Genomic DNA, 25,886 nt, shown 5'->3' on the forward strand with positions numbered 1-25,886 from the left:
GTCTGCACGGATTGTGCACGAATCGGGGAGTGTCGTCTGCACAGGGCGCTCGTAGTCTTTCGTACGTGGCAGAGCAGCGACGCATTCTCGTGGTCGAGGACGACGTGACCATCGCGCTCGCCGTACGGAACAGGCTGGCCGCCGAGGGCTTCGACGTCAGGGTGGCCGGCGACGGGCAGGACGCCCTTGTTCAGTACGGCAGCGCGGAACCGGATCTGGTGATCCTCGACCGGCTGTTGCCCGGCATGGACGGGCTGGAGGTGTGCCGCAGGATGCAGGCCGCCAAGCCCGTGCCCGTGCTCATGCTGACCGCGCTGGGGGAGGAGACCGACGTGCTCGTCGGGCTCGGGGTAGGGGCCGACGACTACCTGACCAAGCCGTTCAGCATGCGTGAGCTGGTAGCCAGGATTCACGCGCTGCTGCGCCGGGTCGAGCGCGCGGCCCAGCTCGCGGCCGAGGACACCGTGATCAGGGTGGGCGAGGTGGAGATCGACACCGCCGCGCGCCGCGTCTTCGTGCGCGGTGCGGAGGCCCAGCTCACCAGGACCGAGTTCGACCTGCTGCGCCGCCTGGCCGAACGCCCCGGGCAGGTCTTCGAGCGCGATCGGCTGCTGTCCGACGTGTGGGGCTTCTCCGAGGCCGCGGCGACCAGGACCGTCGACAGCCACGTGCGGGCGCTGCGCCGCAAGCTCGGCTCCGACGTCGTGCGCACGGTGCACGGCGTCGGCTACGCCCTGGTCCGGCGATGAACCCACTCGACTTCCTCGGCCGGATCAAGGTCAAGCTCGGCATCGTGATCGTGCTGGCCGTCGGGACCGCGTTCGTGGTGAACGAGGTCGGCATCCAGTCGGGGCTCTCCCGCGAGACGCGCATCGCGGTCGCGGTCGTCCTGGCGCTGATCATGGTGCAGGTGCTGGCCATGGGCATGACCAAGCCGCTGCGCCAGATGGCCAGCGCCGCCCAGACCATCGCCAAGGGCAGCTACACCCTGCGCGTGAACTCCACCTCCCGCGACGAGGTCGGCGAGCTGGCCAGGGCGTTCAACGCGATGGCGGCCGACCTCGGCGAGGTCGACCGGCAGCGGCGCGAGCTCGTCGCCAACGTCAGCCACGAGCTGCGCACCCCCATCACCGGGCTGCGCGCCGTGCTGGAGAACGTGGTGGACGGCGTCTCCGCGCCCGACCCCGTCACCATGCGCACCGCGCTCGCCCAGACCGAGCGGCTCGGCCGGCTCGTCGCCCAGTTGCTCGACCTGTCGCGGCTGGACTCCGGCACCCGCCCGATCGAGGCCGAGGCCGTCGAGCTGGCGCCGCTGATCGAGCAGGCGGTGCGCGAGGCGTCGCTGGCGCGCGAGGACGTCGTGATCCGCTCGTCCGTGCCGGCCGACCTGGTCGTGCGGGCCGACCCCGACCTGCTCGCCCAGGTGCTGGCGAACCTGCTCGACAACGCGGTACGGCACAGCCCGCCCTCGGGCGAGGTGGTCATCCGCGCCGCGGCGTCGGGGGCCTCGGTGCGGATGGAGGTCGCCGACCAGGGGCCCGGCATTCCGGCGTCGGCCAGGGCACGCGTGTTCGAACGCTTCTCCCGGCTGGACGCCGGGCGGGCGGCCGACTCCGGCGGGGCCGGGCTGGGGCTGGCCATCGTGAAGGAGATCGTCGAGCTGCACGGGGGATCCATTCGCATCGAGGACTGTGCGGGCTGCCGGATGGTCGTCGATCTACCAGGGAGGACGACGATGGCTGAGGCGCCATTAGAGGGTGGACGCGACACGGGGGACGTGGAACGGCCACTGCCCGCCGGTGCGGGGGAGGCGGCGGGGGCCGCCGCACCCGACCCGGCCGGGCAACCGGTTGACGCGGTGCCCGCGTCCAGCGGGCCGGCGAGTCCGGTCCTGACGGCGGGTGAGCCTGAACCCGCCGGGGCCGGTGCGTCGCCGGACGGTGTGTCCGGTGAGAAGGTCCCGGCGACCGGCGCCGCGTCCCTTGTGGGCGCGGGCCCGGATGTGGGCGCGGGTGTGGGTGCGGGTGTGGGTGCGGAGATCGCGACGGCGGCCGGCCGGAGTGGCGCGGCGGTCGTGCGGGCCGAGGTTCCGGGTGGTGGTGGCCCTGCCGGGGCCGGTCCGGCCGGGGGCAACGCCTGGCCGATCGCGCCGGGCGGGGGAGGGATGCCGCCTGTGGGGATCCCGGGTTATCCGCCGCCGCGCGAGCCGTTCGCCGGTGGTCTGGGGCGGATGGTCGGTGGTGGCGCCGTCGGGTTGCTGGTCGGGCTGCTGGTCGGCATGTTCGCCGCCGTCCTGGCCAGCGTGGCCGTGGGGGACGGGGCGGCGCTGGTGACGCTCATCGGCTGCACCACGCTCATAGGAGCCCTCGGCGCCTCTCTGGGAGCGGGGTCCGGAAGGAGGGCGATGGAGGCGTACCGGGCGAGCCAGGCCGGCCTGCGCACCGGTACTCCGGCCGGCACCCCCGTTGGGGCTTCGGGAGGGGAGCCGTCCCGGGGGCAGATGGGGCCGCCGCCGGCCTACGTGCCGCCGCCGCTCTTCCCCAGGCCCGAGGTGCCCGATCCGCCGCGCTGGCTGCTGCCGGCCGCCGCCGGAGCCGGCGTGTTCGCCGCGGTGGCGCTGCCGGAGGCGCAGGTCGGGCTGGGCATCGTGCTGGTCGCGATGGTGGTGGGCGGCGCGGCGCTGCCCGCGATGAGGCAGCGGATGACGCCGTGGACGCTGGCGTTCGGGCTGACCGCGTACTGGCTGATCTCGATGGCGGCGGTGCGGGACGCCGACTGGCTGGTGGCCATCCTGCTCGTGGCGGGGGCCGGGCTGGGCGCGCTCGCGGTGTCCGGAGCGGGCGCCGGCTGGGTGGGCGTGATCAGGGGCGGGATGTCGGTGCTGCTGGCGTTCGGCCCGGTGCCGTGGTTCCTGGCCGGGCCGCTCAAGCGGCTGACGGCGCGGCGGCGCGTCATGCCCATGGTGATCGCGCTGAGCATCACGGCGGTGCTGCTGCTGGTGTTCGGGCTGCTGTTCGCCTCGGCGGACGCGATCTTCGCCTCGTACGTGGAGCGGCTGACCACCACCCCGGCCTGGGCGGATTCGCTTCCGGGACGGATCTTCCTGTTCGTGCTGTTCGCGGCGCTGCTGGCCGCCGTGGTCCTGGTCGCGCTGCGGCCGGTCGTGGACCCGGTGGGGCCGGGGACGAGGTTCAGGGTGAGCCGGAGCATCTGGGCGGTGCCGCTCACGGCGGTGAATATGCTGTTCGCCTCGTTCGTGGCGGTGCAGATCACGGCGCTGTTCGGCGGTGACACGCTGGTGCTGAAGACGGCGGGCCTGACCTACGCCGAGTACGCCAGGCAGGGGTTCTTCCAGCTCGTGGTGGTCAGCGTGTTCGTGCTGGGCATCGTGGCGGTGGCCGCGGGGCTGCTCAGGGTCGAGCGGGCCGAGCGCTGGCTGCTGGCGGTGCTGCTCGGCGTGCTCTGCGGGCTCACCATGGTGGTGCTGGCCTCGGCCCTGCACCGGATGAACCTCTACACCGACGCCTACGGCCTGTCGCGGCTGCGGCTGTCCGTGGAGGCCACCGTGTGGTGGCTGGGCGCGCTGTTCGCCCTGGTGCTGCTGGCGGGCGCGGCCCGGCTCACCGGCCGTCAGTCCGGCTGGCTGCCCAGGACGATCGTGCTGGTCACCGGGCTGGGGCTGGTGGCGTTCTCGATGGTCAACCCCGATCTGCGGGTCGCGGAGTCGCAGGTGCAGGTGCGCGGCGTGACCAAGATGGACTCCGACTACCTCGGCGATCTCGGCGCGGAGGCCGTGCCGGCTCTGGACCGGCTGCCGGAGCCGCAGCGCAGCTGCGTGCTGGCGGACGTGATCGCGACCAACCGGCTGAACCGGCCCGACCCGTGGAACGGCTGGAACCTGGCCCGTTCCAGGGCCCGCGACCTGCTGGCCGAGCGGCCCGTGGTGAACGGCGTGGGATGCGCTCCGGCGTACTTGCCCCGCTCTGATTGAATCTTGGGGTGAGCTTCGACGTAGTCATCAGCGGCGGGCGGGTGCTCGACGGGTCGGGCGCCCCGCCGTACCGGGCGGATGTGGCGATCGAGGGGGATCGGGTCGCGGCGGTCGGCAGGCTCGACGGCGCGACGGCGGGCAGCGTGATCGACGCGACGGGGCGGCTCGTCGCGCCCGGGTTCGTCGACTGCCACTCCCATGGTGACGCGGTCGTGTTCGACCCCGGCGTGCAGCTGGCCGCGTTGCGGCAGGGGGTGACGACGTTCGTGATGGGGCAGGACGGGCTGTCGTACGCGCCGGGCTCCGCCGAGACCGTCGCCTACGTCTCCCGCTACTTCGCCGCCGTCAACGGCGAGCTGAAGCGCGACGGCGGACGTGATGGCGGGCCGGAGCGTGACGGCGGGCCGGGGAGTGCGGCCGGTGGCGGGCCGGTGCCCGACCTCGGTGAGGGGCCGCTCAGCGTGGGCGAGCTGCTCGACGGCTACGACCGCGCCGTGGCGCTCAACACCGCCTACCTGCTGCCCCACGGCACCATCCGCTACGACGTCATGGGCCCGTCGCCCGACCCCGCCTCGCCCGCCGACCTGGCCGGCATGCTGCGTCACGTCGAGCGGGGGCTGTCGGAGGGCGCGGCCGGGCTGTCGAGCGGGCTCGAATACCTGCCGGGCGGCTACGCCACCGCCGAGGAGCTGGCCGCCCTGTGCGCCCCGCTCGGCGGGCTTCCGTACGTCACCCACATGCGCGCCTACGGCGATCGGGCCGGGGTCGGCATGGCCGAGGTCGTGGACATCGCCGGCCGCTCGGGCGCCGCCGTGCACGTCTCGCACCTGCACGGGCCCGCCGACGTGCTGATGCCGCTGGTCGAGGAGGCGCTCGGCAAGGGCGTCGACCTCACCTTCGACACCTACCCCTACCTGCGCGGCAACACGATCCTGGCCATGATCGTGCTGCCGCCGTCCGTGCCGGGGGCCGAGCCCGGCCGGGCCGTGGAGATGATCGGCTCCGGCGCGCTCGACGACTGGTGGCCGACGCTGGCCTCGACCTGGCCCCGGCTGACCGTCTCCCACGCGCCCGGCCTGGAGTGGGCCGAGGGGCTGACCATCACCGAGGCGGCCGGGCGGGCGGGGACGGATCCGGCCGCGTTCTGCCGTCGGCTCCTGACGGAGACGAACCTGGAGGCCGGCGTGGTCTCGGCCAGGCCCGACGAGGGCCCGCTGGGCGAGGAGTCCGTACGCAGGATGTTGCGCCACCCGTCTCATACCGGCGGCTCCGACGCCATCTACGTAGGCGGCCATCCGCATCCGCGCGGGTTCGGGGCGTTCGCCAGGTTCCTCGGCCGGCACGTCAGGGAGCTGGGCGACTGGACGTGGGAGCAGGCCGTGACGCACCTTTCGTCCCATCCGGCCCGGCGTTTCGGGCTGACCGACCGGGGGCTGCTGCGCCGCGGGTTCGCCGCCGACGTGGTGGTGTTCGACCCGGATGTGGTCGGCGACCTGGCCACGTACCAGGAGCCGCGCACGCTCGCGGAAGGCGTGGACGACGTGCTCGTCTCCGGGGTGCGCGTGCTGGCCGGAGGCGAGCTCACCGGGGCCACCCCCGGGCGGGCGCTCCGGCCCTGAGCGCCCGGGCGGTCGGATAGGGTCGGACGCGGACGAAGGGGGTGTTGTGCCGGCGAACCTCGGCCAGTCGGTCTTCGACGGCGGGCTCGAATTTCCCGCCATGCTGGTCCACAGGGGCGCGCTGGCGCACAACGTGGCCACGATGGCGGCGTTCGCCCGCGATCACGGCATGGAGCTGGCGCCCCACGCCAAGACGCACATGTCGCCCGAGATCGCCGCGATGCAGCTCGCCGCGGGAGCCTGGGGGCTCACCGTGGCGACGCCCCGGCAGGCCCAGACGGTCAGGGGGTTCGGGGTCCGGCGGATCATGGTGGCCAACCAGGTGGTCGATCCCGCGGGGCTCACCTGGGCCGCCCACGAGCTGGAGCGCGATCCCGAGTTCGAGTTCCTGAGCTTCGCCGACTCGACGGCCGGGGTCGACATCCTGGCGGGTCACGCCGGGCCGCGGCCGTTCCGGGTGCTGGTCGAGCTGGGCCACGAGGGCGGCAGAGCCGGGTGCAGGTCGGTCAAGGAGCTGCTGGAGCTGGCCGCCCACGTGCAGGTGACGCCCGGCGTCGAGCTGGCCGGGGTCGCCGGATACGAGGGCGGGCTCAAGTCCTCCGACGAGGTCCGCGACTATCTGGGCTCGCTGCAGGAGGCCGTCGAGCACCTGCGCGTCAGAAACCCCATCCTCACCGTGGGCGGCAGCCAGTGGTTCGACGTGATCGGCCGCGAGCTCGTCGCCACCCAGGCCAGGATCCTGCTGCGCAGCGGCGCCTACGTCACCCACGACGACGGCTTCTACCGGGAGCGCACGCCGTTCAACCGGATCGAGGGCGAGCTGCGCCCGGCGCTGGAGGTGTGGGCGCACGTGCTGTCCACCCCCGAGCCGGGGCTGGCCATCGTGGGCATGGGCAAGCGGGACGCGCCCTACGACGAGGGCCTGCCGATCCCGCGCCGCGGCGGGGTCACGATCGTGAAGATGCAGGACCAGCACACCGTGGTCCGCGCCACCGGGCTCAAGCCCGGTGACCTGCTGGCCTTCGGCATCTCCCATCCGTGCACGGCCTTCGACAAGTGGCGGCTGCTGCCGCTGGTGGACCGGGACTACCGTGTCGTAGGCACGATTAGCACTAAGTTCTAGGGAGATTTCGTGAAAAAGGAGCTCAGGACCACCGAAGGCGCCGCCCCGGTCGGCGCCTACTCGCAGGGTCTCGTGGTGGGCGACTTCGTCTACACCTCCGGCATGGGGCCGCTCGACCCCAAGACCGGCGAGGTCGTGGGCACCGACGTCGCCACCCAGACGCACCAGGTCATGCGCAACCTCGGCGCCATCCTCGCCGCGCACGGCCTCGGCTTCGACGACGTCGTCAAGTCCACCGTGCACCTGCAGCACCTCAAGCGCGACTTCGCCGCGTACAACGAGGTCTACAAGTCGTACTTCAACCAGCCCTACCCGGTCCGCACGACCGTGGGGTCCGAGCTGATGGACATCCTCGTGGAGATCGACTTCGTCGCGCACAAGAGCGCTTAAGGTCGTGGTGTGGACAGTTCGGTGTACGTCTTCGTCGAGGACCTGCGCGGCGAGGGCGTCGAGCGGGTGCTCGACAGGATCAGCGCGTACGGCGTGCGCGGCATCACCGTCGGCGCCGTGCACCACGCCTCCCGCGACGTCACCCCCCACGGGCTGTCCAGGCTGACCCTGCGCCACGACGGGGCCCACTTCGTCCCGCCGCCCGAGCTGTTCGACGGGCTCAGGCTGACCCCCGTGCCCGGCCACCTCGACGCGTTCGACGGGCTGCGCGAGGCGTGCGCGAAACGGTCCATGAAGCTCCACGGGTGGACGGTCTTCCTGCGCAACGCCACACTCGGCGAGCGCCACCCCGATGTGACCGTACGCGACTGCTTCGGCGACCGCGGCTCGCTCACCGACCTGTGCCCCGCCCACCCCGACGTGCGCGAATACGCCGTCGCGCTGGCCAGGGCGGTGGCCAGGCTCGGCGTCGACAGCGTGGTGGCCGAGTCGCTGCACTTCAGGCCGCTCAAGCCGCAGCGCTCGTTCGTGCCGCTGGGGCCGATGGACGCCTACCTGTTCGGGCTCTGCTTCTGCGACTACTGCATGCACAGGGCCACCGACCTGGGCGTCAACGCCGAAGTGGCCCGCGACGAGTGCGCCAGGATCGTCGGCGGCGTCTTCGACGGCGACCCGCCGGCCCAGGGTGAGGTGACCAGGGCGGCGCTGACCGCGTACGCGGGGCCCGACGTCGTCGCCTACGCCCGCGCCCGCTCCGAGACCGTCACCACGCTGGTGTCCGAGGTGGCCTCCGCGGTGGCCGACGAGGGCTCGAAACTGGTCTTCATCGACTCGACGGGCGCGGTCAAGGGCTACACCGACGGGCTGCCCACGCCGGGACTGGCCGCCCATGACGCCTGGCAGCTCGGGGTCGACCTGGTGGCGCTCGGCGACCTCGTGCCGGCGTTCGGGGTGCTGGCGTACGCGCGTGACGCGGCGCGGGTGGCCGACGACGTGGGCGCCTACCTGCGGTCTGTGGGCAAGGACCGGGAGGTGCGGGCCGTGCTGCGGCCGGGCTACCCCGACAGCGACTCCGCCGACCGGCTGGTGGCCAAGGCCCGGGGGGCCAAGGCGGCCGGGGCGCTGGCCGTGGACTTCTACGCGTACGGGCTGGCGCCGCATCCTGTGCTCGACCGCATCCCGGCGGCGCTGTCGGAGTCACTCTGACCGGCGGTGCTTCCTGACCGGCGATGCTTCCTGACCCACGGCGCTTCCTGACCTGCGGCGCTTCCTGGCCCGCCCGTGGCCGAACGGCGCTCAGCCGGCGCGGACGCCGTCCAGGACCGCCGTGACCGCCTCGGCGGCGAAGTCGTCGCTCACGTTCAGGTCCCTGAAGACCGCCCGCATCCACACAGCTCCGGCCAGCAGATCGACGATCAGCATCGGGTCGGCCGACTCCTTCAGCTCACCCCTGACCGCCGCCCGTTCGAAGATCTCCCGCTCCCTGGCGAACCTGTCGGCGAAGAAGCGGCGCCCGTCCAGCTCCGGATGGCGTACGGCGGCGGCGAGCGCGGCCACCGCGATGTCGGCGGCGGGCCGCTCGGTCAGCAGCCGTCTGATGCCCTCCACCAGCGCGACCAGGTCGCCGCGCAGGCTGCCGGTGTCGGGCGCCGCGAAGCCCAGCACGTCGGACTCCACTAGCGCGGCGCCCAGCAGCGCGGCCTTCGACGGCCACCAGCGGTAGATCGTGGTCTTGTTGACGCCGGAGCGCTCGGCGACCCCCTCGACGGTCAGGCCGTCGTAGCCCTTCTCGGCCACCAGCCGCAACGTCGCGTCGAAGATCTCCTGCTGCTTCCTGGGCGCCATGGGGCTCATTTTCTCCCGGCGAACGCGGTGGCCACGCCCAGGGCCAGGTAGACGACGCCGCTGACGTACCGGAGCGTTCTGGCCGCCCGGTCGAGGCGGCGGCCGAGCGCGCCGGCGGCGACGGCGTACACGAGGTCGGAGATCAGCCCGAGGAGCAGCAGCGTGAGGCCGAACACGGCCATCTGCAGCGCGGGAGAACCCGCGCCTGGGTCCACGAAATGGGGCAGGAACGCCACGAAGAACAGCGCCACCTTGGGGTTGAGCACGTTGACCAGCATGCCTTCGAGGAACACCTTGCGCAGCGGCTGCGGCTCCGGCCGTCCGGCGCGGGCGTCTTTGCCGGTGAACGATCGGACGCCCAGGTAGACGAGGTACGCGACGCCGGCCCACTTGATGACCGCGAAGAGCGTGGCCGATTGAGAGATCACATACGACAGGCCCGCGGCGGCGGCCGCGATGTGCACGAGCGTGCCGGCCTCCACGCCGAGCGCGCTGGCCAGGCCCGCCGCCCGGCCCTGGGCGAGCCCTCTGGCGGTGATGTAGAGGTGATTGGGGCCGGGGATGAGCACCAGGGCGATGGAGGCCGTCACGAAGAGGGCTAAAGTCGCGGGAGGTATCACGAACGGCAGCGTAGGACGGCGTTGGTCCTCCGGTCAGGGCCAATCCCGTCCCGGATGACTGGACCAATCAGTTGTCGGTGCGACATGGCATAGTTTCATGGCGTGAACGGTCTTCTCGTCGGGCGCTCCTCTGAGCTGGCCGGACTCGTGCGGGTGCTCGAGTCCGCCGCCGACGGCGTGGCCGGGGTGGCGCTCGTCGGTGGAGACGCCGGCATCGGCAAGACCCGGCTGGTCACCGAGCTGACCGTCCGGGCCAAGGAGCGCGGCTTCAACGTGCTGGTCGGCCAGTGCGCCGAGCTCGGCGACTCGCTGCCCTACCTGCCGCTGGCCGACGCGCTGCGCGGGGCAGAGCCCGCCGTGCGCGCCGCCGCCACCGCCCATCCCCTGCTCGGCCAGTTGCTGCCGGGCACCGAGAGCCCGCCTTCGGCCGGGCTCACCCAGCAGCGGCTGTTCGGCTCGCTGCTCGGGCTGCTCGCCGAGCTCCAGCCCGTGCTGTTCGTGATCGAGGACCTCCACTGGGCCGATCGCTCCACCCGCGACCTGCTGGTCTTCCTCAGCCGCATGGTGCAGAGCGAGCGGGTCTGCGTCGCCGGCACCTACCGCACCGACGACCTGCACCGCCGCCATCCGCTCAGATCGGTGCTGGCCGAGCTGAAGCGCCTGCCCACGGTGATGAACGTGGAGCTGGGGCCGCTGGGCACCGGCGAGATGTCCGACTATGTCGCCACTTTGGGCGAGGTCGACGCCCAGGGGCTCGGTCTCATCGTCACCCGCGCCGACGGCAACCCGTTCTATGCCGAGGAGCTGTTCGCGGCCATGGCCGAGGGCGACGCCCTGCCCGACGGGCTGGCCAGCCTGCTGATGTCCAGGGTCGAGGTGCTCTCCGAGGCGGGGCAGCGGGTACTGCGCGCCGCCGCCGTGGCCGGGCGCCGGGTCGAGGACGAGCTGCTGCGCGAGGTGTCGGGGCTGCCGCTGGCCGAGTTCGAGGAGGCGGTGCGCGAGATCGTCTCGCGCGGCCTGCTCAGGGTCCAGGGCCACGGCTACGCCTTCCGCCACGCGCTGCTGCAGGAGGCCGTCTACACCGACCTGCTGCCGGGCGAGCGCACCCGGCTCCATACCGCGTTCGCCCGCCTGCTCACCTCGCCGGCCGAGCTGGCCCACCACTATCTCGCCGGCCATGACCTCGCCGGGGCGCTGCGGGCCTCTATAGAGGCGGGGCGGGTGGCCGAGCGGATCGGAGCGCCCGCCGAGGCCCACAGCCACTACGACCGGGCGCTGAGCCTGTGGGAGCGGGTCGACGACGCCGAACGGCTGGCCGGGGAGAGCCGGGCCGGGCTGGCCTTCCGCAGCGCGGTCATGGCCGCCGACAGCGGCGACAACCACCGGGCCGTCGTCCGGTTGCGCGCGCTGCCGCCGACGTCCGAGGTGTGCGAGCGGCTGGCCTACTACCTCTACGAGACCAATGACCAGGACGCCGCGATCGCCGCGGCCGAGCGGGCCGTCGCGAGCGCGGAGGACCAGGTCGCGCTCGCCCGCGCGCTGGCCACACACGCCCGCACCCTGCTGTGGTCGCCGCGGCACCAGGAGGTCGAGCCGCTGGCCGAGCGGGCGCTGGAGACCGCCCGCGCGGCCGGGGCCAGAGACGCCGAGGTGGGCGCGCTGGTGTCGCTGGCCAGCTTCGTCGAGCTCCGCGGCGACCTCGACCGGGCTCACGCGCTGCTCCAGGCGGCCTCCACCGGGCGCACCGGCGACCTGGCGATGGACCTGCGGGCCCGTTTCAACCACGCCCGCATCCACTACGAGCAGGGGCTGCTCGCCCGCGCCGCCGAGGTGGCCGACGACGGCATCCGGATGGCGTTCGAGACCGGGCTCAAATGGAGCACCTACGGCACCGACCTGCGTTTCCTGCGCTTCCTCATCCACTACGCGGCCGGCGAGTGGGACCAGGCCGAGTCGATGGCCGCCGGCTTCGGCGCGCGGGTCGGCACCGTGCCGGAGGCGATCCTGTCGTCGTTCGCGCTGTTCGTCGAGGTCGGGCGCGACCTGCCGGCGGTCGAGGGGCGGCTCGCCCTGCTGCGGCCCTTCTGGTCCGACCCGCTGGCCGCCTACATGTCCAGAGCGCTGGCAGCCGAGCACGCGCTGTGGCACGGCGACCCGGCGACGGCGCTCGACCACGTGCGCGCGGTCCTGGCGGTGATCGACCCCGACGACGTGGGCGCGCTGCGGCCGATCGCCATCGGGTTGTGGGCGCTGGCCGAGCTGGGCACCACCGAGGGCGCCGACGACCTGCGCGCCCACGCCCACGCCACCCTCAAGGCCGGGCCCGCCGGCGAGGGCGGCTACATGGGGCTCGAGGGGCGGGCCTGGGAGCTGCAGGTGGAGGCCGAATGGCAGCGCGTGCACGGGCGGCTCGACGTGGCGCTGTGGCGGCGGGTGGTGGAGACGTTCGACGTCGCGTTCGTCTACGAGGCGGCGCGGGCCAGGTGGCGCCTGGCCGAGGCACTGCTGGCGGCCGGCGACCGGGAGTCCGCGCAGGCGGAGTGGGAGTCGGCCAGGGAGACGGCGGGCAAGCTGCGGGCGGTGCCGCTGGAGAACGCCCTGCTGGAGTTCGGCCGCCGGGCCCGGTTCGGCGGCGCCGGTTCCGTCGACGGCGCGGGTGACGCCGGGTTGACCGCGCGGGAGGTCGAGGTGCTGCGGCTGGTGGCCGAGGGGCTGACCAACCGGGAGATCGCGCAGCGGCTGTTCATCGCGCAGAAGACGGTGAGCGTGCACGTGTCCAACATCCTGGGCAAACTCACGGTCTCCACCCGCACCCAGGCCGCGGCGACAGCCCGGCAACGAGGCCTGCTGGACTGACCGCGCCCGGTCGCGGGTGGCGGCTCGTGAGGGTGACCGCGCCCGGTAGCGGGTGACTGACGCGACCCTGCACCCCCACACCGACCTGCCCCCACACCGACCTGCCCCCACACCGACCTGCCCCCACACCGACCTTCACCCACACCCTCACCGACCCGCACCCACACACCGACCGCCACGGCAGGGGCAGCCGCGTCCAGTCGCGGGTCGGGGGGTTGGTCAGGAGCCGGGGGCCGGCGCGATGAGCGAAGTGACGTCGAACTTCTGCTTCAGGTAGCCGAATTCGAGCATGAGGTCCGCCACTCGCTGCACCTTCGCCGGATCGACGGCGGTGGCGAAGCCGCCGAGTTTCATCGTGGCGGCTGTGGCGCGGTCGATCTTGGTGTACTTCTCCAGGGCGGGAGCCACCTCGGCCGGGTTCGACAGGGCCAGCTCGGCGGCCTTGCGCAGGGCCCGCTGGAAGGCCGCGACGACCTTCGGGTTCTGCGCGGCGAAGGTCTCCGTGGTGAGATAGCCGGCGATCGGGAAGTCGGCCAGCGGCCCGGCGAACGGCTCGGCCAGCGCGACCGCCCCCGACTGACCGGCCGCCGCCTGGCTGAACGGCTCGGGCAGGAACGCCACCTCCACCTGACCGCTGTCGAGCGCCCCGGCCATCTCGGGGAAGGGCCGTTCAATGAACTTGACGTCCTGCGGCGCGAGCCCGACGGGCTTGAGCAGGGCGCTCATGGTGAGGGTGGCGATGTTGTTCAGCGTGTTGACGCCGATGGTGTGCCCTTTGAGCTGGGACACCGGTGTCCGTGCCTGTTCGGGGGTGAGCGGGCGGGTGGGCAGGACGAGCTTCACCGTCTCCTCCAGCTCCTCGATCGCGTCGTGCGGGTGTCCAGGCAGGACACGGCGACGATCTCCCCGCCTGCCCGGCACGCCGAGCGCGCTCACGACCGCGCTCACGACCGCGCCCGACCGCATGCGTGTCCCCATGCCCCGGTGGCGGTGAGCGCCAGGTGTGGTGGCGGTGAGACCCGGGGGTCTCCGTGCCGTGGTGATGGGCGCGGGGGAACGTGGAGGCGGGATGGCTATGTGGGGTGCCGGGCAGGGCTCAGCTGGTGATCGTTTTGTCGCGCAGGAGGAAGTAGCTGGCCTGGTCGGTTTGCAGGTAGGCGTGGAAGTTCGGGGCCAGGGAGCGGGCCGATCTGTCGGCGGTGACGATCGTGACGACCACGTAGTTCTTGGACGCCCCCGAGAGGATCTTGCCGTACGAGTAGTTGGTGAGGGTCGCGTTCTGGCGCCACCTGACCGCGTTCGACGTGAGCTTGGCCAGGCGGGTGGCGGCGGTCTTGGCGGCCTGCTCGCTCGGGAACGACATCAGGAGCTGCACCGCCTTGATGTGGCCGCTGTAGGCGGAGTAGGCGAGCTGGACGGCGCTCTCGCACTTGTTCCTGGTCAGTACGCTGCCCTCGCCGTCCACCGGGGCGCACGAGGGGTAGGTCCAGCCGCCGACCTTGTCGGCCCGGAACTTGACGCCGCCCAGGGCGAAGTTCCAGTCCTTGAACTCGCTGTGGGTGAGCGGCGAGCCGGGCTGCACCTGCGTCGAGGCGGACGCGGAGCTGGTCGGCTTGCTGCTGGGCGTGGTCGTGGGGTCGGGGGTCGTGGGGTCCGGGGTCGCGGACGCGGGCGGGTCCGTCGGCTCGGGGCGCTGCGACGGTGGAGAGGTGGCGGGGTCGTCGCTGGGCAGGGCTACGGGGGTGGTGGGGCCGGGCGCGTTCAGGTAGAGGAACGCGCCCACCGCGCCGCCGCCGAGCAGGATCACGGCCAGGCCGATGGCCAGCCCGATGATCAGGCCGCTGTTGCCCTTCCGGGTCGCCGGTACGGGCGCATAGCCCGGCGGCTGCTGGAACGGCCCACCGCCCGGCTGGCCGGCGTACGGCGGGTTGCCGTAGCCCTGCTGAGCGGGCGCGGTCTGACCCGGCAAAGGGGCGTAGGCCGGCTGGGTGGCGGCGGCATGGGGCGACGGTGAACCGTATCCGGGCTGATTGGTGGCGATTTGGGCTGGGGAGGGGCCGTATCCGTGCTGGGTGGCAGCGGTCTGTCCTGGGTGCGGGTCCCAGCCGGATTGCTGGGTGGCGGCGGTTTGTCTTGGCTGCGGGTCCCAGGCGGGTTGTGGCGTGGTGGTTTGGCCTGGTTGCGGGTCCCAGCCAGTTGGTTGTGGGGTGGTGGGCTGGCTCGGCGGTGGGCCCCAGTGGTGTCCCGAGGTGGTCGGTGAGGGACTGTAGCCGGGGGCGGCGGACCCTCTCGGTGGTGTGGTGTAGTCGGGTTGAGGGTGGGACGGGCCGTTACCGGACTGAGCGGCAGGTGGCCAGCCTTGGCTCGGGTCCTGCTGGGACAGGTAGGCCGGGTGCTGCGGAGGACCCCAGACCGGCGGTTGCGGGGTGCCGTGGCCCGGGTGCTGTGCGGTGCCGTAACCCGCGTGCTGCGGGGTGTCATAGTCCGGATTCTGGGCGGTGCCGTAGGCCGGATTCTGCGGGGCACCGTCCGGGTGCTGCGGGGCGCCGTAGGTCGGATTCTGCGGGGTGCCATAAGCCGGGTGCTGCGGGGCCGGGGGCTGGGGTGGGTCGTACCCTTGCGGCGCAGCCTGGCCCTGTGCGCCGTCCCAGGGTTCTGGCTGGTACGGCTGGGGTTGGGGTGGCTGCGGAGGGTATGCCATCCCCCCATTGTGGGGCAGGCTATTACCTTCTGCCTCAAGTACCCCACCAATTGTCATAGTGGGTCAGCGTGCTGGCGGGAATGCTTTGGTCGACTCGGCGGAGACCAAGGTCTGATGTCGCGGCATGCGCGCCGATCGTAGCTTCGGCCCATGACGGAACTACGCACGCCTCCCGGCACCCGGATCCACGAGGTGGACGCCGTGCGGGGATTCGCCCTGGCCGGCATCCTGGTCGCGAACATCGGCTTCCTCGCCGACCCCGGCTACGCCGTGGCGGACGGCCGCATGCCCATCCCGGACGGCCCCGTCGCCCTGGCCATCACGGCTTTCGTGCTGACGAAGTTCTACATCATCTTCTCGTTCCTGTTCGGCTACTCGTTCACGCTGCAAATGCGCTCGGCGGAACGGGCGGGCGCGAGTGTGAAGGCCAGGACCCTGCGCAGGTGCCTGGGGCTGTTCGTGATCGGGGTGCTGCACGGGATCCTGCTGTGGATCGGCGACATCCTCACCCTGTACGCCGTGCTCGGACTGGCCCTGCTCGCCATGCGTAACCTCAGGCCGAGGACGGCCGTCGTCACCGGCTCCGCCATCGTCGGCGTGATCACCCTGCTGCTCGGGGCGCTGGCCTGGCTGTCCACGCTCGACCCGACGGTCGGCCAGGCCCCGGCGGCCGACCCGGCGCTGGCGGCCAGGACGCTGAGTCTGGCCACCGGTGGGCCGCTCGACTTCGTGACCCTGCAACTGGAGCTCTATCCGCCCATCGTGGCGATGGTCTGGCTGTTCCAGGGGCCGATGGCGCTGGCCATGTTCCTGTTCGGGCTGGCGGCGGGCAAGCGCGGGCTGCTGGAGGACACCGAGCGGTGGGCGCGGGTGCTGCCCAGGATCCAGTGGGCCGGGTTCGGGATCGGCGTGCCCGGCGGGATCCTGCTCGCGTGGACGTCCGGCGGCGCGGGCCCGTGGGAGCTGGCCGGCACCGCTCTCAACACCGTCACCTCGATCCTGCTGGCCGCCGCCTACGTGGCCACGCTGCTGCGGGTGATCAGGCGCTTCCCCGCCGCCGGGCGCGCGCTGGCCCCCGCCGGCCGGGTGGCGGCCTCCAACTACGTGGGCCAGTCGGTGCTGGCGTGCCTGATCTTCACCGGGTACGGGCTGGGGCTGGCGGGCAGACTGTCGCCGCTCGCCGTGATGGGTGTGGCCGCGCTGATCTACACGCTGCTGCTGTGGCTGAGCGCGATGTGGCTGCGTTCGCACCGCTATGGACCGATCGAGTACGTGCTCCGCCGCGTAACGAACTGGGCCTGATCGGTGCCCGCCGGAATTTGATCCGGAACTTTGCGGCGAACCGGTATTTCTCCCTATACGCCCGCTCTCTACGAGTGCAGCATCCTTTGGCAGGAGGTCGGACAGGTAGCCGTGCCGGCGGCCTGTGGCGCAGCACGAGGGCCTGCGCGACAGGCCGATCTCCGGCACAGAGCAACAGCGCCGACCGACTGCCGAGGACGGATCAGTTGGGCAGGCCCGTGCCGCGGGTCACCATGATCCCCGCCGAGCAGAGCGCGGTCTTGCTGCGGGACGGCGCTTTGCTCGGCGGGCATTTCCACCCCGCGGCTCAGGTCCGGGCGCCGGTTGTCTCCTGTCCGGGGTAAGAGAGAAGAGCCGTCTTCGTGGTGCCGTCTGCGGGCTGGCGGGTGGTCAGCAGGTCTCGACGCGGTGGACGAGGCGGGCGATGTGGGCGGCGGTGTCGGACCACAACTGCCTGGGCAGGTCGTGCCCCATGCCGTCGATGATCACCAGCTCCGCCCCGGGGATCGCCGCCGCCGTCGCCTTGCCGCCGCTGACGTCGCACATCGCGTCCTCGGCACCGTGCAGCACCAGCGTCGGTACGCCGACCGTACGGAGCCGGGCGGTCCGATCGCCCGACGCGAGCACCGCGACGGCCTGGCGCAGCATCCCGACGGGATCGTAGGACCGGTCGTACGCCATCCCGGCGCGCTCACGCACCTCGGCCTCGTCGGTGGGGAAGCCGGGCGAGCCTATGACGCGGAACGCCGCGACCCAGCTCTCGATCACGGCCTCGCGCCCCTCCGGCGGCGGCCCCGCCAGCGCGGCCAGCGCCTCGGGCGTGGGCCCGCCCACCCCGGGTGCACCGGTGCTGGACATGATCGAGGTCAGTGAACGGATGCGGGCGGGATGCTCGATCGCCACCGTCTGGGCGATCATCCCGCCCAGCGAGGCGCCGACGAGGTGGGCGCTGTCCAGCCTCAGCACGTCGAGCAGCCCGACCGTGTCGCCCGCCATGTCGGACAGCGTGTAGGAGGCCGAGGACAGGTCGCCGGCCATCACGGCCGGCAGGTCGGGCGGCGGCGCGTCGTGGAAGTGGGTGGACAGGCCGGCGTCGCGGTTGTCGAAGCGGATGACGTGGTGGCCGAGGCCCGCCAACTCGGCGCAGAAGTCCTCATGCCAGTGGATGAGCTGACCACCGGCGCCCATGATCAGCAGGACGGGCGGGGCCTGGGGGTCGCCGAAGCGTTCGTAGGTCATCTCGATCCTGGACGGACCGACATTCTTCGCCTTTTCCTCGCTCATCATCGTTGTGTCTCCCGATTTCGACGGGCGGAAGGACGGATGACAAACGCTATCGCCACTCGGCTGGATTTCCGAACGAATATTTTCCTGGTGATTAATTAATAGTAATTGGCGAAATGTGGTGAAGGCTGCTGACCGTACCGCTCAGGACGCTGTCGCGGGGCCCGAGGTCCAGGGGCTGATGCCCGGTGGATCCGCGTGCCGTATCCCCGGAGGACGGGGCCTGCCGCGCCATTTCGCCGATAGCTGAGGAGCGGGTACGCCTCCCTGTTGCCAGAATTTCTCCACCGATGCCGGAAATAGTGGTGATATAGGGATGTCTTCGGTGATCAACTGGGAGGTACAGAGAACATGCCGAACGCGCTGCCGGTCACCCTCGGTGACGTCCACGACGCCGCCGCCCGGCTCAAGGGCGTCGCCCACCGGACCCCCGTCCTGCGCTCCCGTACGCTCGACGCCCTGGTGGGAGCCGAGGTCTTCCTCAAGTGCGAGAACCTGCAGCGCATCGGGGCGTTCAAGTTCCGCGGGGCCTACAACGCCGTCTCCCGCCTGACTCCGGCCCAGCTTGAGCAGGGCGTGGCCACGTACTCGTCCGGCAACCACGCCCAGGCCGTCGCCCTGGCCGCGCGTGAGCTGGGGAGCACGGCGGTGATCGTCATGCCCGAGGACGCCCCGCGTTCCAAGAGGGAGGCCACCGCCGGCTACGGCGCGGAGATCGTCACCTACGACCGCTACAGCGGGGACCGGGTCGCCATCGGCGAGGCGCTGGCCGCCGAGCGCGGGCTCACCCTGATCCCCCCGTACGAGCACCCGCACGTCATCGCCGGCCAGGGCACCGCGGCCCTGGAGCTGATCGAGGAGGTCGGCGAGCTGGACGCGCTGCTCGTGCCGATCGGCGGCGGCGGCCTGATCGCGGGAAGCGCCACGGCGGCCAAGGGGGTGCTGCCCCGGATCCGGGTGATCGGCGTGGAGCCGGAGGCCGGTGACGACACCAAGCGGTCGCTGAGCGCGGGCCGGCGGGTGTCCATCCCCATCCCGCGCACGATCGCCGACGGCCAGGCCAGCGAGATCCCGGGCGAGCTGACGTTCTCGATCAACCGGCACCTGGTGGACGACGTCGCCCTCGTGAGCGAGGACGACATCCGCGCGGCCATGCGGATGGCGTTCGAACGCATGAAGATCGTCATGGAGCCCAGCGGCGCCACCCCGCTGGCCGCGTTGCTGGCAGGGCGGGCCGGGAACCTGCCGCGCAGGGTCGGGCTCATCGTCTCCGGCGGCAACATCGACACCCGCCGCTTCGCCGAACTGTGCGCCACCCCGGCCGGCTGATCGTCCCACCGATGATCGGCTGAGGCCCGGCCGCCGGTCCGGCTCCATGTCCGGTTGCTCGTCTGGCTGCCTGTGCGGGCGCCGGTCCGGTTGCCGGTCCGGTTGCTCGTCTGGTCTCCCGTTCGGCCTCCTGTGCGGTCGCCGGTCGGGTTGCTCGTGCGGTCTCCCGTTCGGCTGATCGACTTGTTCGTGGTTGCGGCAGAATGGGCCGGATGTCCTCTCTTCGCCCGGCGTCCGGCCGGGACTTCCGGCGGCTCTGGGCGGGGACGGCCGTCAGCCAGCTCGGGTCGGCGGTGGGCATGGTGGCCCTGCCTGTGGTGGCCGTCACCGTCGTCGGGGCGTCGGCGTTCGAGGTGGCGCTGCTGGCTGCGTTCACCGCCGTCACGACCGCGCTGCTGGCCTTCCCGCTCGGCGCCCACGTCGAGTTCAGGCGCAAGCGGCCGATCATGATCGTGACGGACGTGGTCAGGTTCGCCGCGATCGCGAGCGTTCCCGTCGCGGCGGCCGTGGACGTGCTGACCTTCGCCCAGCTGTGCGTGATCGCCGTCGTGAACGCCTCGTGCCAGATCGCGTTCACCGCCGCCTCCCAGGCGCACCTCAAGGCGCTGGTCACGGGGCCGGGCCTGGTCGAGGCCAACAGCCGGCTGGAGTCGACGCGCTGGCTCAGCGTCTCGGCGGGGCCCTCTGCGGGCGGCGCGTTGATCGGGCTGTTCGGCGCGGCCGGGTCGCTGGTGATCGACGCGGTGTCGTTCCTGGTCAGCGCGTCGGCGATCAGGGCGTTGCGCACGCCGGAGCCGGCCCCGCCCGTACGGGAGCGGCGCGCGTCGCGGCGGGAGGAGCTGTTCGCGGGCTGGCGCTTCGCCTGGCGGCATCCGGCCCTGCGGCCGATGCTGGTCAGCTGGGTGACCTTCGCCGGGGCCAGCTCGATGGGGGCGTCGGTGTCGGCCGTCTTCTACCTGCGCGACCTGGGGTTCGAGCCTTGGCAGTACGGGCTGATCATGGGTGTGCCGTCGCTGGGCGGCTTCATCGGCGCACGGGCGGCGGCTCGGCTGGTGGCCAGGCTGGGTGACGTGCGGGCCCTGTGGTGGGCGAGCATGGTGCGCGGGCCCTGGTACTTCCTCATCCCGGCCGCCGTGCCCGGTGTGCCAGGGCTGCTGATGTGCGGCTTCGGGTTCGGAATGGTGCTGTTGTTCGCCGGCGCGGCCAACTCCACCATGACGAGCTACCGGCAGCGGCAGACTCCCGACGAGCTGATGGCCAGGGTGGCGGCGCTGTGGTCGTTCGCGACGACGGTGACGCAGCCGCTGTTCATCCTGCTCGGCGGCCTCGTGGCGACGTGGGCGGGCACCCGGTCGGCGCTGTACGCGGCGGCCGCGGTGATGTGCGCGGCGGCGTTGCTGCTGCCACGCACGCCATCGAGCCCGAGACCGAGCACGCCACCGGGCGCAGCGCCGGGCACGCGGCGGGATTCATGATCGTTCGGTGGCCGTCCATGCGGCTATCTGCGCTCGCGAGTTGAACCCCAGTTTGTTCATGATCGCGCGTACGTGGCTGTCCACAGTGTGCTCGGAGATGAACAGCCGCGCCCCGATCTGCTTGTTGCTGAGCCCTTCCGCGACCAGCCGGGCTACCTCGGACTCCCGCCGGCCGAGTGGCGGCGCGCCCTCATCCGACGGTTCCTGGGCGGCGCCGGGAGCGGGCTCCCCGAGTGCCAGCGCGACCGCGGCGTCCCTGTCCAGCGCCGCCCCGGTCGCGAACTCCTCGTCGAACCCGGGCTCCCCGAGCGCCGCCTGCGCCGACCTCCCCGCCTCGACCAGCAGTGGGGCGAGGTAGGGCAGGACGTCGGCGCCGGTCCCCGCACGCACGGTCTCCGCCGCCCCCAGCAGCCGTGCGGCCGGTCGTGCCCGTCCCGTGCCGGCGGCGTGGCAGGCCAGGGCGTAGAGCAGGGCGTACTGTCCGACCCGGTCGTCGATCCGGTACGCCACCCGCAGCCCCTCCGCCAGCAGTGGCCCGGCCTCGTCGAGCGCGCCCGCGATGAGCCTGGTCGCGCCCAGGTTGAGCAGCATCATGCCGAGGCTGTAGAGGTCGCCGGTCTCGCGGCCGAGGCGGACGCCCTCCTCCGCCGCCGATCCGGCCGTCGCGAGGTCGCCGCCGAGCAGACCGGTGAGTGCGCGCGACTGCAGGTACATGAGCAGGGCGGTGTGATCGCCGAGCCCTTCGGTGGCGGCCTGTGCCCGCTCGCCCAGCCGCGCCGCCGCCGGCCGGTCCCCGGCCATGGCCGCCGCCATCGACGTCAGCGACAACGACTGCGCCAGCACGGACCGCATCCCGGCCGCCCCGCCCGCCCTGTCCGCCCCGGCCGTGGTCCCCGCTGCGTCCACGGCCCTGTCCAGCGCCGGTCGCGCCGTGGCCGGATCGGACTGCAGTACAGCCAGAAAGCCACGCATGTACCAGGCCAGCGCCAGCTCCTGAGGCCCCAAGCCCGACTCCCGCGCACCGCCGCCCCCGTACGCGAGCAGCTCGTCCAACCACCGCACACCTTCGCCGAGCCCGCGCGTCATCCAGTAGTACCCCAGGGAGTACACCAGCAGGACCCCGACCCGCAGGTCCCCCCGCGTCACGCAGTCGCGCAGCACGTGCCGTACGTTGTCGATCTCCAGGTCCATCCACGCGAGCCACTCGCCGAGCCGCTGCCGCACCCGCGGCGCCGACTCCAGGCAGCGCCCGATGTAGTGATCGTTGCGGCGCCGGGCCAGGAACTCCTCCTCGCCCGCCGCACGCAACTTGAGCACGGCGTACTCGCGCATCGTCTCGTGCAGCCGGTAACAGGCGAGCCCCCCGGCGTCCTCCTTGATCACCAGGGACTTGTCTACGAGCGAGGCCATCAGGTCCAGCGTGCCCGCCGCGGATACGTCCCCGTACGCGCAGATCGCCGTGACGTCCTCCAGCGTGAACCGGCCGGCGAACGCGCACAGTCGCCGCAGCAGCGCCCGCTCGCCCGCCGCCAGCAGGTCGTGGCTCCAGTCGACGGTGGTGCGCAGCGTCTGATGGCGGGGCAGCGCGGCCCGGCTGCCCCCGGTGAGCAGCCCGAACCGGTCGTCGAGGCGTTCGAGGATCTGCTCGGCGGACAGCACCCGCGTCCTGACGGCGGCCAGCTCGATCGCCAGCGGCAGGCCGTCGAGGCGGCGGCACAGGTCGGCCACGGCGGCCTGGTTCGCCGGGGTCAGCTCGAACGTGCCAGAGCCGGCCGCGGCCCGCTCGGCGAACAGGCTGACCGCCTCGTTCCGCCGCAGCTCCGCGAGCGGCGCGCGGGCGGGCGGCGGCAGGTCGAGCGGCGGTACGGGAACCACGTGCTCGCCCGGCACCGACAGCGGCTCCCTGCTGGTGGCGATCACCCGTACGCCGGGGGCCGCCCGCATGACCTCCGCCACCAGCGGGGCGACGGCTCCGAGCAGGTGCTCGCAGTTGTCCACCACCAGCAGCAGCCGCTTGTCCCGCAGGTACGACAGCAGCAGCGCCACCGGCTCGGCCGCGGTCTGGGTGCGCAGGTCCAGGGCCGCCGTCACGGCGTCGCCGACGAGCCCGGGATCGCCGACCTCGGCCAGCTCGACCAGCCACGCCCCGCCGGGGAACCCGCGCCCGAGATCGCCCGCCATCCGCAGCGCCAGCCGCGTCTTGCCGACCCCGCCGGGACCGACCAGGCTGACCAGCCGGGACTCCGAGAGCTTGCGCCTGATCACCGCGAGCTCACGGCGTCGGCCCACGAAACTGGTCGCCTCGGCGGGCAGGTTGCCCGTACGGCGCGGCGGTCTGGCCATGGTGGCTCGGACACTACTACCGCCCCGGGCCCGGCCGGAGCCTCGCAATCACGAATTCACGTGATTTATCCAGCCAAGGGCGGCGTCTCACGCTGATCGTATGAAGGCGATTCGTTACCACGCTTACGGCTCACCCGACGTGCTGCGGCTGGAGGACGCGGACATGCCCGCCGTCGGGGACGACGACGTGCTGATCCGCGTCCGCGCCGCCTCGGTGAACCCGCTGGACTGGCACGCCATGAGAGGCGCGCCGTACGTGGCCCGGCTGGACATGGGCCTGCGCCGGCCCAAGCGCAGCGGGCTGGGCGCGGACCTGGCGGGCACCGTCGAGGCCGTGGGCAGGAAGGTCACCCGGTTCGTGCCGGGCGACGACGTGTACGGCGGCTGCGCGATGGACCTGACCCCGGGCAGGACGGGCTTCGCCGAGTACGCCGCGCTGCGCCAGGACGGCTGGCTGGCCAGGAAGCCGGCCGGGCTGACGTTCGAGCAGGCCGCGGCCGTGCCGGTGGCCGGCGTCTACGCCTTGCAGGCGCTGCGCGACAAGGGCGGCCTCAAGGCCGGGCAGCGGGTGCTGGTGAACGGGGCGGCGGGCGGCGTGGGGACGTTCGCGGTGCAATTCGCCAAGGCGCTGGGCGCGGCCGAGGTGACCGGGGTGTGCAGCACGCGGAACGTCGAACTGGTCCGCTCGCTCGGCGCCGACCAGGTGATCGACTACACCGAGCGGGACTACACCCGTACGGGCGGGCGGTATGACGTGCTGCTCGACCTCGTGGCCAACCACGGCCTGCTCGCCAACCGTCGCGTGCTGGCGGACACCGGCGTCCTCGTCGCGGGCGCGCCGGCCAAGGGCCAGTGGATCGGCCCGCTGCTCGGGGTCGCCAAGGTCATGCTGCTGCCCCGGGCGACGTTCTTCCTGGCGGAGGCGAGCCCGGACGATCTGGACGTCATGACGGGGCTGATCGAGTCGGGCCGGGTCACGCCGGTCATCGACCGGACGTTCTCGCTGGACGAGGCGGCCGAGGCGGTCCGCTATCTCGAACGGGGGCACGCCAGGGGCAAGGTCGTGATCACCGTGTGAACGTGACCGAATAGACAGCCCAGGCTGTTCAGTCTGGATTGCACAGTCCAGGCTGTCGTTCTAGCGTGGATCTGTGAACGAGGTGCAGGAGGTCTCCGAGCAGGCCGCGCACGCGGCGGCCGAGGTGTGGGTGGTCCTCAGCCGGCTGCGCCGCCGGCTCCAGGCACTGGAGGGGGAGGGCGGCAGCTCGCCCGCGCAGGCGTCGGTGCTGGCCCGGCTCAGCAAGCAGGGCCCGGCCTCGGCCAGCGAACTGGCCGCCGCCGAGCGGGTCAGGCCGCAGTCGATGGCGAAGATCGTGGCCGCGCTGGAGCAGGCGGGGCTGGTCGAACGTCATCCCGATCCGGAGGACGGGCGGCGCCAGCTCGTCACACTGACCGAGGCGGGGCGTACGCGGCGGCAGGGCGACCGTCAGGCGCGCGAGGCGTGGCTGGCCAGGACCCTGCACGAGCGGGGCGACGAGGAGCAGTTGGCCGCGGTGATCACGGCGATGGCGCTCCTCGACGAGGTCGCGCACTCGTGACGGACTGCCGGGGCGTCGCCGGGCGGGTGCGGCGCGGGCGGCCGCCCGATGCGGGCGGGTTCGACCGGAAGCTGGTCGCGCCCATGATCCTCGGCTCCATTCTCAACCCGGTCAACTCCTCCATGCTGGCGGTGGCGCTGATCCCCATCGGCGCCGCCTTCGGGGCGCCGCCGTCCGAGACGGCGTGGCTGGTGACCGCCCTCTACCTGGCCACGGCGGTCGCGCAGCCGGTCATCGGCCGGCTCGTCGACGCGTACGGCCCGCGCCCGCTCTACCTGACGGGCACCGCGCTGGTGGGCCTGGCCGGCCTGATGGCCGTGTTCGCCCCGGGCCTCGGCCTGCTGATCGCCTCCCGGGTGCTGCTCGGCATCGGCACCTCGGCGGCCTATCCGGCGTCCATGTACCTGCTGCGCAGCGAGGCCGAGCGCACCGGCCTGCGCAACCCGAGCGGCATCCTGGCCGCCCTGTCCGTCTCCAACCAGGTCATCTCGGTGATCGGCCCCACGCTCGGCGGCCTGCTGATCGGCCTCGGCGGCTGGCACCTGATCTTCACCATCAACGTCCCGCTGTCGGCCGCCTGCCTGGTCCTGGGCGGGATGCGGCTGCCGCGCCGCGCCGACCTGCGCCTCACGCCCGGTCAGCGGATCGACGTCGTGGGCATCGTGCTGTTCGCCGGCACGATCGTGGCGTTCATGCTGTTCCTGATGGAGCCGGGCCTCGACCACGCCTACCTGCCCGCCGTCGCCCTCGTGACCGGCGCCGGCTTCGCGTGGTGGGAGCTGCGGCAGCGGGAGCCGTTCATCGACCTGCGGGTGCTGCGCGGCAACGCGCCGCTGCTGGCCACGTACGCCCGCCAGCTACTGGCCTTCACCACCATCTACGCCTTCCTGTACGGCTTCACCCAGTGGCTGGAGGAGAGCCGCTCGCTGAGCCCGTCGCAGGCGGGGCTGATCCTGCTGCCCATGTCGGGAGCGGCCATCGTGGCCACGGTCCTGGTCGGGCGGCGGCCTCGGGTGCGCGGCAAGCTCGTCGCCGGCGCGCTCATCCAGATCGCGGGCTGCGTCGGGCTGCTGCTGCTCGACGTGTCCGTCCCCGTCTGGGTCCCGGTGGTCATCGCCACCGCCGTCGGCATCCCGCAGGGGCTGATCGGCCTGGCCAACCAGAACGCCCTCTACGCCCAGTCCGACCCGGCGCGCATGGGCTCGTCGGCCGGGCTGCTGCGTACGTTCGCCTACCTCGGCGCGCTCCTCGCCTCGGCGGCCAACGCCGCCTTCTACCGGCACGGCGCCAGCACCGGCGGGCTGCACGACCTCGGCCTGCTCCTGCTGGTCGTCTCGGCGCTGCTGCTCACGACCACCGTCGCGGACCGCTCCCTGCGCCGCGTCGGCCGCGACCGCCCCTGACGGACGC

The 25,886-nt window shown here is 72.5% G+C and carries 19 protein-coding genes; 13 read left to right on the top strand and 6 right to left on the bottom strand.

What is annotated here, in order from left to right:
* The first annotated feature begins 65 nt into the window (after nucleotides 1-65).
* The 6 genes from AB0C28_RS20295 to AB0C28_RS20320 are packed head-to-tail and all read left to right on the top strand — an operon-like array spanning nucleotide 66 to nucleotide 8,329.
* Nucleotides 66-749 (top strand): response regulator transcription factor, encoded by a 684-nt coding sequence (locus tag AB0C28_RS20295; RefSeq protein WP_357846910.1) that lies wholly within the window; start codon nucleotides 66-68, stop codon nucleotides 747-749.
* Nucleotides 746-3,991: a DUF4153 domain-containing protein gene (locus AB0C28_RS20300; protein WP_358076301.1), complete on the top strand. Its 3,246-nt coding sequence runs from the start codon at nucleotides 746-748 to the stop codon at nucleotides 3,989-3,991. The genes AB0C28_RS20295 and AB0C28_RS20300 overlap by 4 nt, the downstream gene beginning before the upstream one ends.
* Nucleotides 3,992-3,999: 8 nt before the next feature.
* Nucleotides 4,000-5,610, top strand: a complete 1,611-nt coding sequence (locus AB0C28_RS20305; protein WP_358076303.1) for an amidohydrolase family protein — start codon at nucleotides 4,000-4,002, stop codon at nucleotides 5,608-5,610.
* A 46-nt stretch (nucleotides 5,611-5,656) separates the two neighbouring features.
* Nucleotides 5,657-6,733 (top strand): alanine racemase, encoded by a 1,077-nt coding sequence (locus AB0C28_RS20310; RefSeq protein WP_346114331.1) that lies wholly within the window; start codon nucleotides 5,657-5,659, stop codon nucleotides 6,731-6,733.
* Nucleotides 6,734-6,742: 9 nt separating this feature from the next.
* Nucleotides 6,743-7,123: a Rid family detoxifying hydrolase gene (locus AB0C28_RS20315; protein ID WP_106236840.1), complete on the top strand. Its 381-nt coding sequence runs from the start codon at nucleotides 6,743-6,745 to the stop codon at nucleotides 7,121-7,123.
* Nucleotides 7,124-7,132: 9 nt separating this feature from the next.
* On the top strand, nucleotides 7,133-8,329 hold the full coding sequence (locus tag AB0C28_RS20320; RefSeq protein ID WP_358076306.1) for a hypothetical protein: 1,197 nt from the start codon (nucleotides 7,133-7,135) through the stop codon (nucleotides 8,327-8,329).
* Between the two features lie 90 nt (nucleotides 8,330-8,419).
* Here AB0C28_RS20320 and AB0C28_RS20325 read toward each other — a convergent pair whose 3' ends face one another.
* Both AB0C28_RS20325 and AB0C28_RS20330 read right to left on the bottom strand, forming a co-directional pair.
* Nucleotides 8,420-8,968 carry a TetR/AcrR family transcriptional regulator gene (locus AB0C28_RS20325; RefSeq protein ID WP_357846902.1) on the bottom strand — a complete coding sequence of 183 codons (549 nt, stop codon included), beginning with the start codon at nucleotides 8,966-8,968 and terminating at the stop codon, nucleotides 8,420-8,422.
* Between the two features lie 5 nt (nucleotides 8,969-8,973).
* Nucleotides 8,974-9,588, bottom strand: a complete 615-nt coding sequence (locus AB0C28_RS20330) for a LysE family translocator (protein WP_358076309.1) — start codon at nucleotides 9,586-9,588, stop codon at nucleotides 8,974-8,976.
* Between the two features lie 102 nt (nucleotides 9,589-9,690).
* Between AB0C28_RS20330 and AB0C28_RS20335 the strand changes: the two genes are divergently transcribed.
* Nucleotides 9,691-12,444, top strand: coding sequence for an AAA family ATPase (locus AB0C28_RS20335; RefSeq protein WP_357846898.1), 2,754 nt, complete (start codon nucleotides 9,691-9,693; stop codon nucleotides 12,442-12,444).
* Between the two features lie 219 nt (nucleotides 12,445-12,663).
* Here the strand turns inward: AB0C28_RS20335 and AB0C28_RS20340 are convergent, their stop codons facing one another.
* Nucleotides 12,664-13,410, bottom strand: coding sequence for an ABC transporter substrate-binding protein (locus AB0C28_RS20340; RefSeq protein ID WP_358076312.1), 747 nt, complete (start codon nucleotides 13,408-13,410; stop codon nucleotides 12,664-12,666).
* Nucleotides 13,411-13,540: 130 nt separating this feature from the next.
* The gene (locus tag AB0C28_RS20345) at nucleotides 13,541-14,413 is read right to left on the bottom strand and encodes a hypothetical protein (RefSeq protein ID WP_358076315.1); all 873 of its coding nucleotides are present in this window, start codon (nucleotides 14,411-14,413) and stop codon (nucleotides 13,541-13,543) included.
* An 882-nt stretch (nucleotides 14,414-15,295) separates the two neighbouring features.
* On the opposite strand from AB0C28_RS20345, the gene AB0C28_RS20350 reads away from it, so the two are divergent.
* Entirely contained in the window at nucleotides 15,296-16,447 is a 1,152-nt protein-coding gene (locus tag AB0C28_RS20350) for a DUF418 domain-containing protein (RefSeq protein WP_358076317.1), read from the top strand.
* Between the two features lie 390 nt (nucleotides 16,448-16,837).
* Here the strand turns inward: AB0C28_RS20350 and AB0C28_RS20355 are convergent, their stop codons facing one another.
* Nucleotides 16,838-17,734, bottom strand: coding sequence for an alpha/beta hydrolase (locus tag AB0C28_RS20355; RefSeq protein ID WP_357846890.1), 897 nt, complete (start codon nucleotides 17,732-17,734; stop codon nucleotides 16,838-16,840).
* A gap of 348 nt (nucleotides 17,735-18,082) precedes the next feature.
* On the opposite strand from AB0C28_RS20355, the gene AB0C28_RS20360 reads away from it, so the two are divergent.
* Nucleotides 18,083-19,060, top strand: a complete 978-nt coding sequence (locus AB0C28_RS20360) for a threo-3-hydroxy-L-aspartate ammonia-lyase (protein WP_357846888.1) — start codon at nucleotides 18,083-18,085, stop codon at nucleotides 19,058-19,060.
* Between the two features lie 212 nt (nucleotides 19,061-19,272).
* Nucleotides 19,273-20,535: an MFS transporter gene (locus tag AB0C28_RS20365; RefSeq protein WP_358076320.1), complete on the top strand. Its 1,263-nt coding sequence runs from the start codon at nucleotides 19,273-19,275 to the stop codon at nucleotides 20,533-20,535.
* On the opposite strand, the gene AB0C28_RS20370 is transcribed toward AB0C28_RS20365, so the two are convergent.
* Nucleotides 20,530-22,878, bottom strand: a complete 2,349-nt coding sequence (locus AB0C28_RS20370; RefSeq protein WP_358076323.1) for a LuxR C-terminal-related transcriptional regulator — start codon at nucleotides 22,876-22,878, stop codon at nucleotides 20,530-20,532. The genes AB0C28_RS20365 and AB0C28_RS20370 overlap by 6 nt on opposite strands.
* A gap of 100 nt (nucleotides 22,879-22,978) precedes the next feature.
* On the opposite strand from AB0C28_RS20370, the gene AB0C28_RS20375 reads away from it, so the two are divergent.
* The 3 genes from AB0C28_RS20375 (at nucleotide 22,979) to AB0C28_RS20385 (ending at nucleotide 25,879) form a co-directional block, all read left to right on the top strand.
* Nucleotides 22,979-23,956 carry an NAD(P)-dependent alcohol dehydrogenase gene (locus AB0C28_RS20375; protein WP_358076326.1) on the top strand — a complete coding sequence of 326 codons (978 nt, stop codon included), beginning with the start codon at nucleotides 22,979-22,981 and terminating at the stop codon, nucleotides 23,954-23,956.
* Between the two features lie 73 nt (nucleotides 23,957-24,029).
* Nucleotides 24,030-24,476 carry a MarR family transcriptional regulator gene (locus AB0C28_RS20380; RefSeq protein WP_357846880.1) on the top strand — a complete coding sequence of 149 codons (447 nt, stop codon included), beginning with the start codon at nucleotides 24,030-24,032 and terminating at the stop codon, nucleotides 24,474-24,476.
* Nucleotides 24,473-25,879 (top strand): MFS transporter, encoded by a 1,407-nt coding sequence (locus AB0C28_RS20385; protein ID WP_357846878.1) that lies wholly within the window; start codon nucleotides 24,473-24,475, stop codon nucleotides 25,877-25,879. Before AB0C28_RS20380 ends, AB0C28_RS20385 begins: the two co-directional genes overlap by 4 nt.
* The last annotated feature ends 7 nt before the right edge of the window (nucleotides 25,880-25,886 follow it).

The sequence above is a fragment of the Nonomuraea sp. NPDC048892 genome, from assembly GCF_040649735.1.
GTDB classification, from domain to species: domain Bacteria; phylum Actinomycetota; class Actinomycetes; order Streptosporangiales; family Streptosporangiaceae; genus Nonomuraea; species Nonomuraea maheshkhaliensis.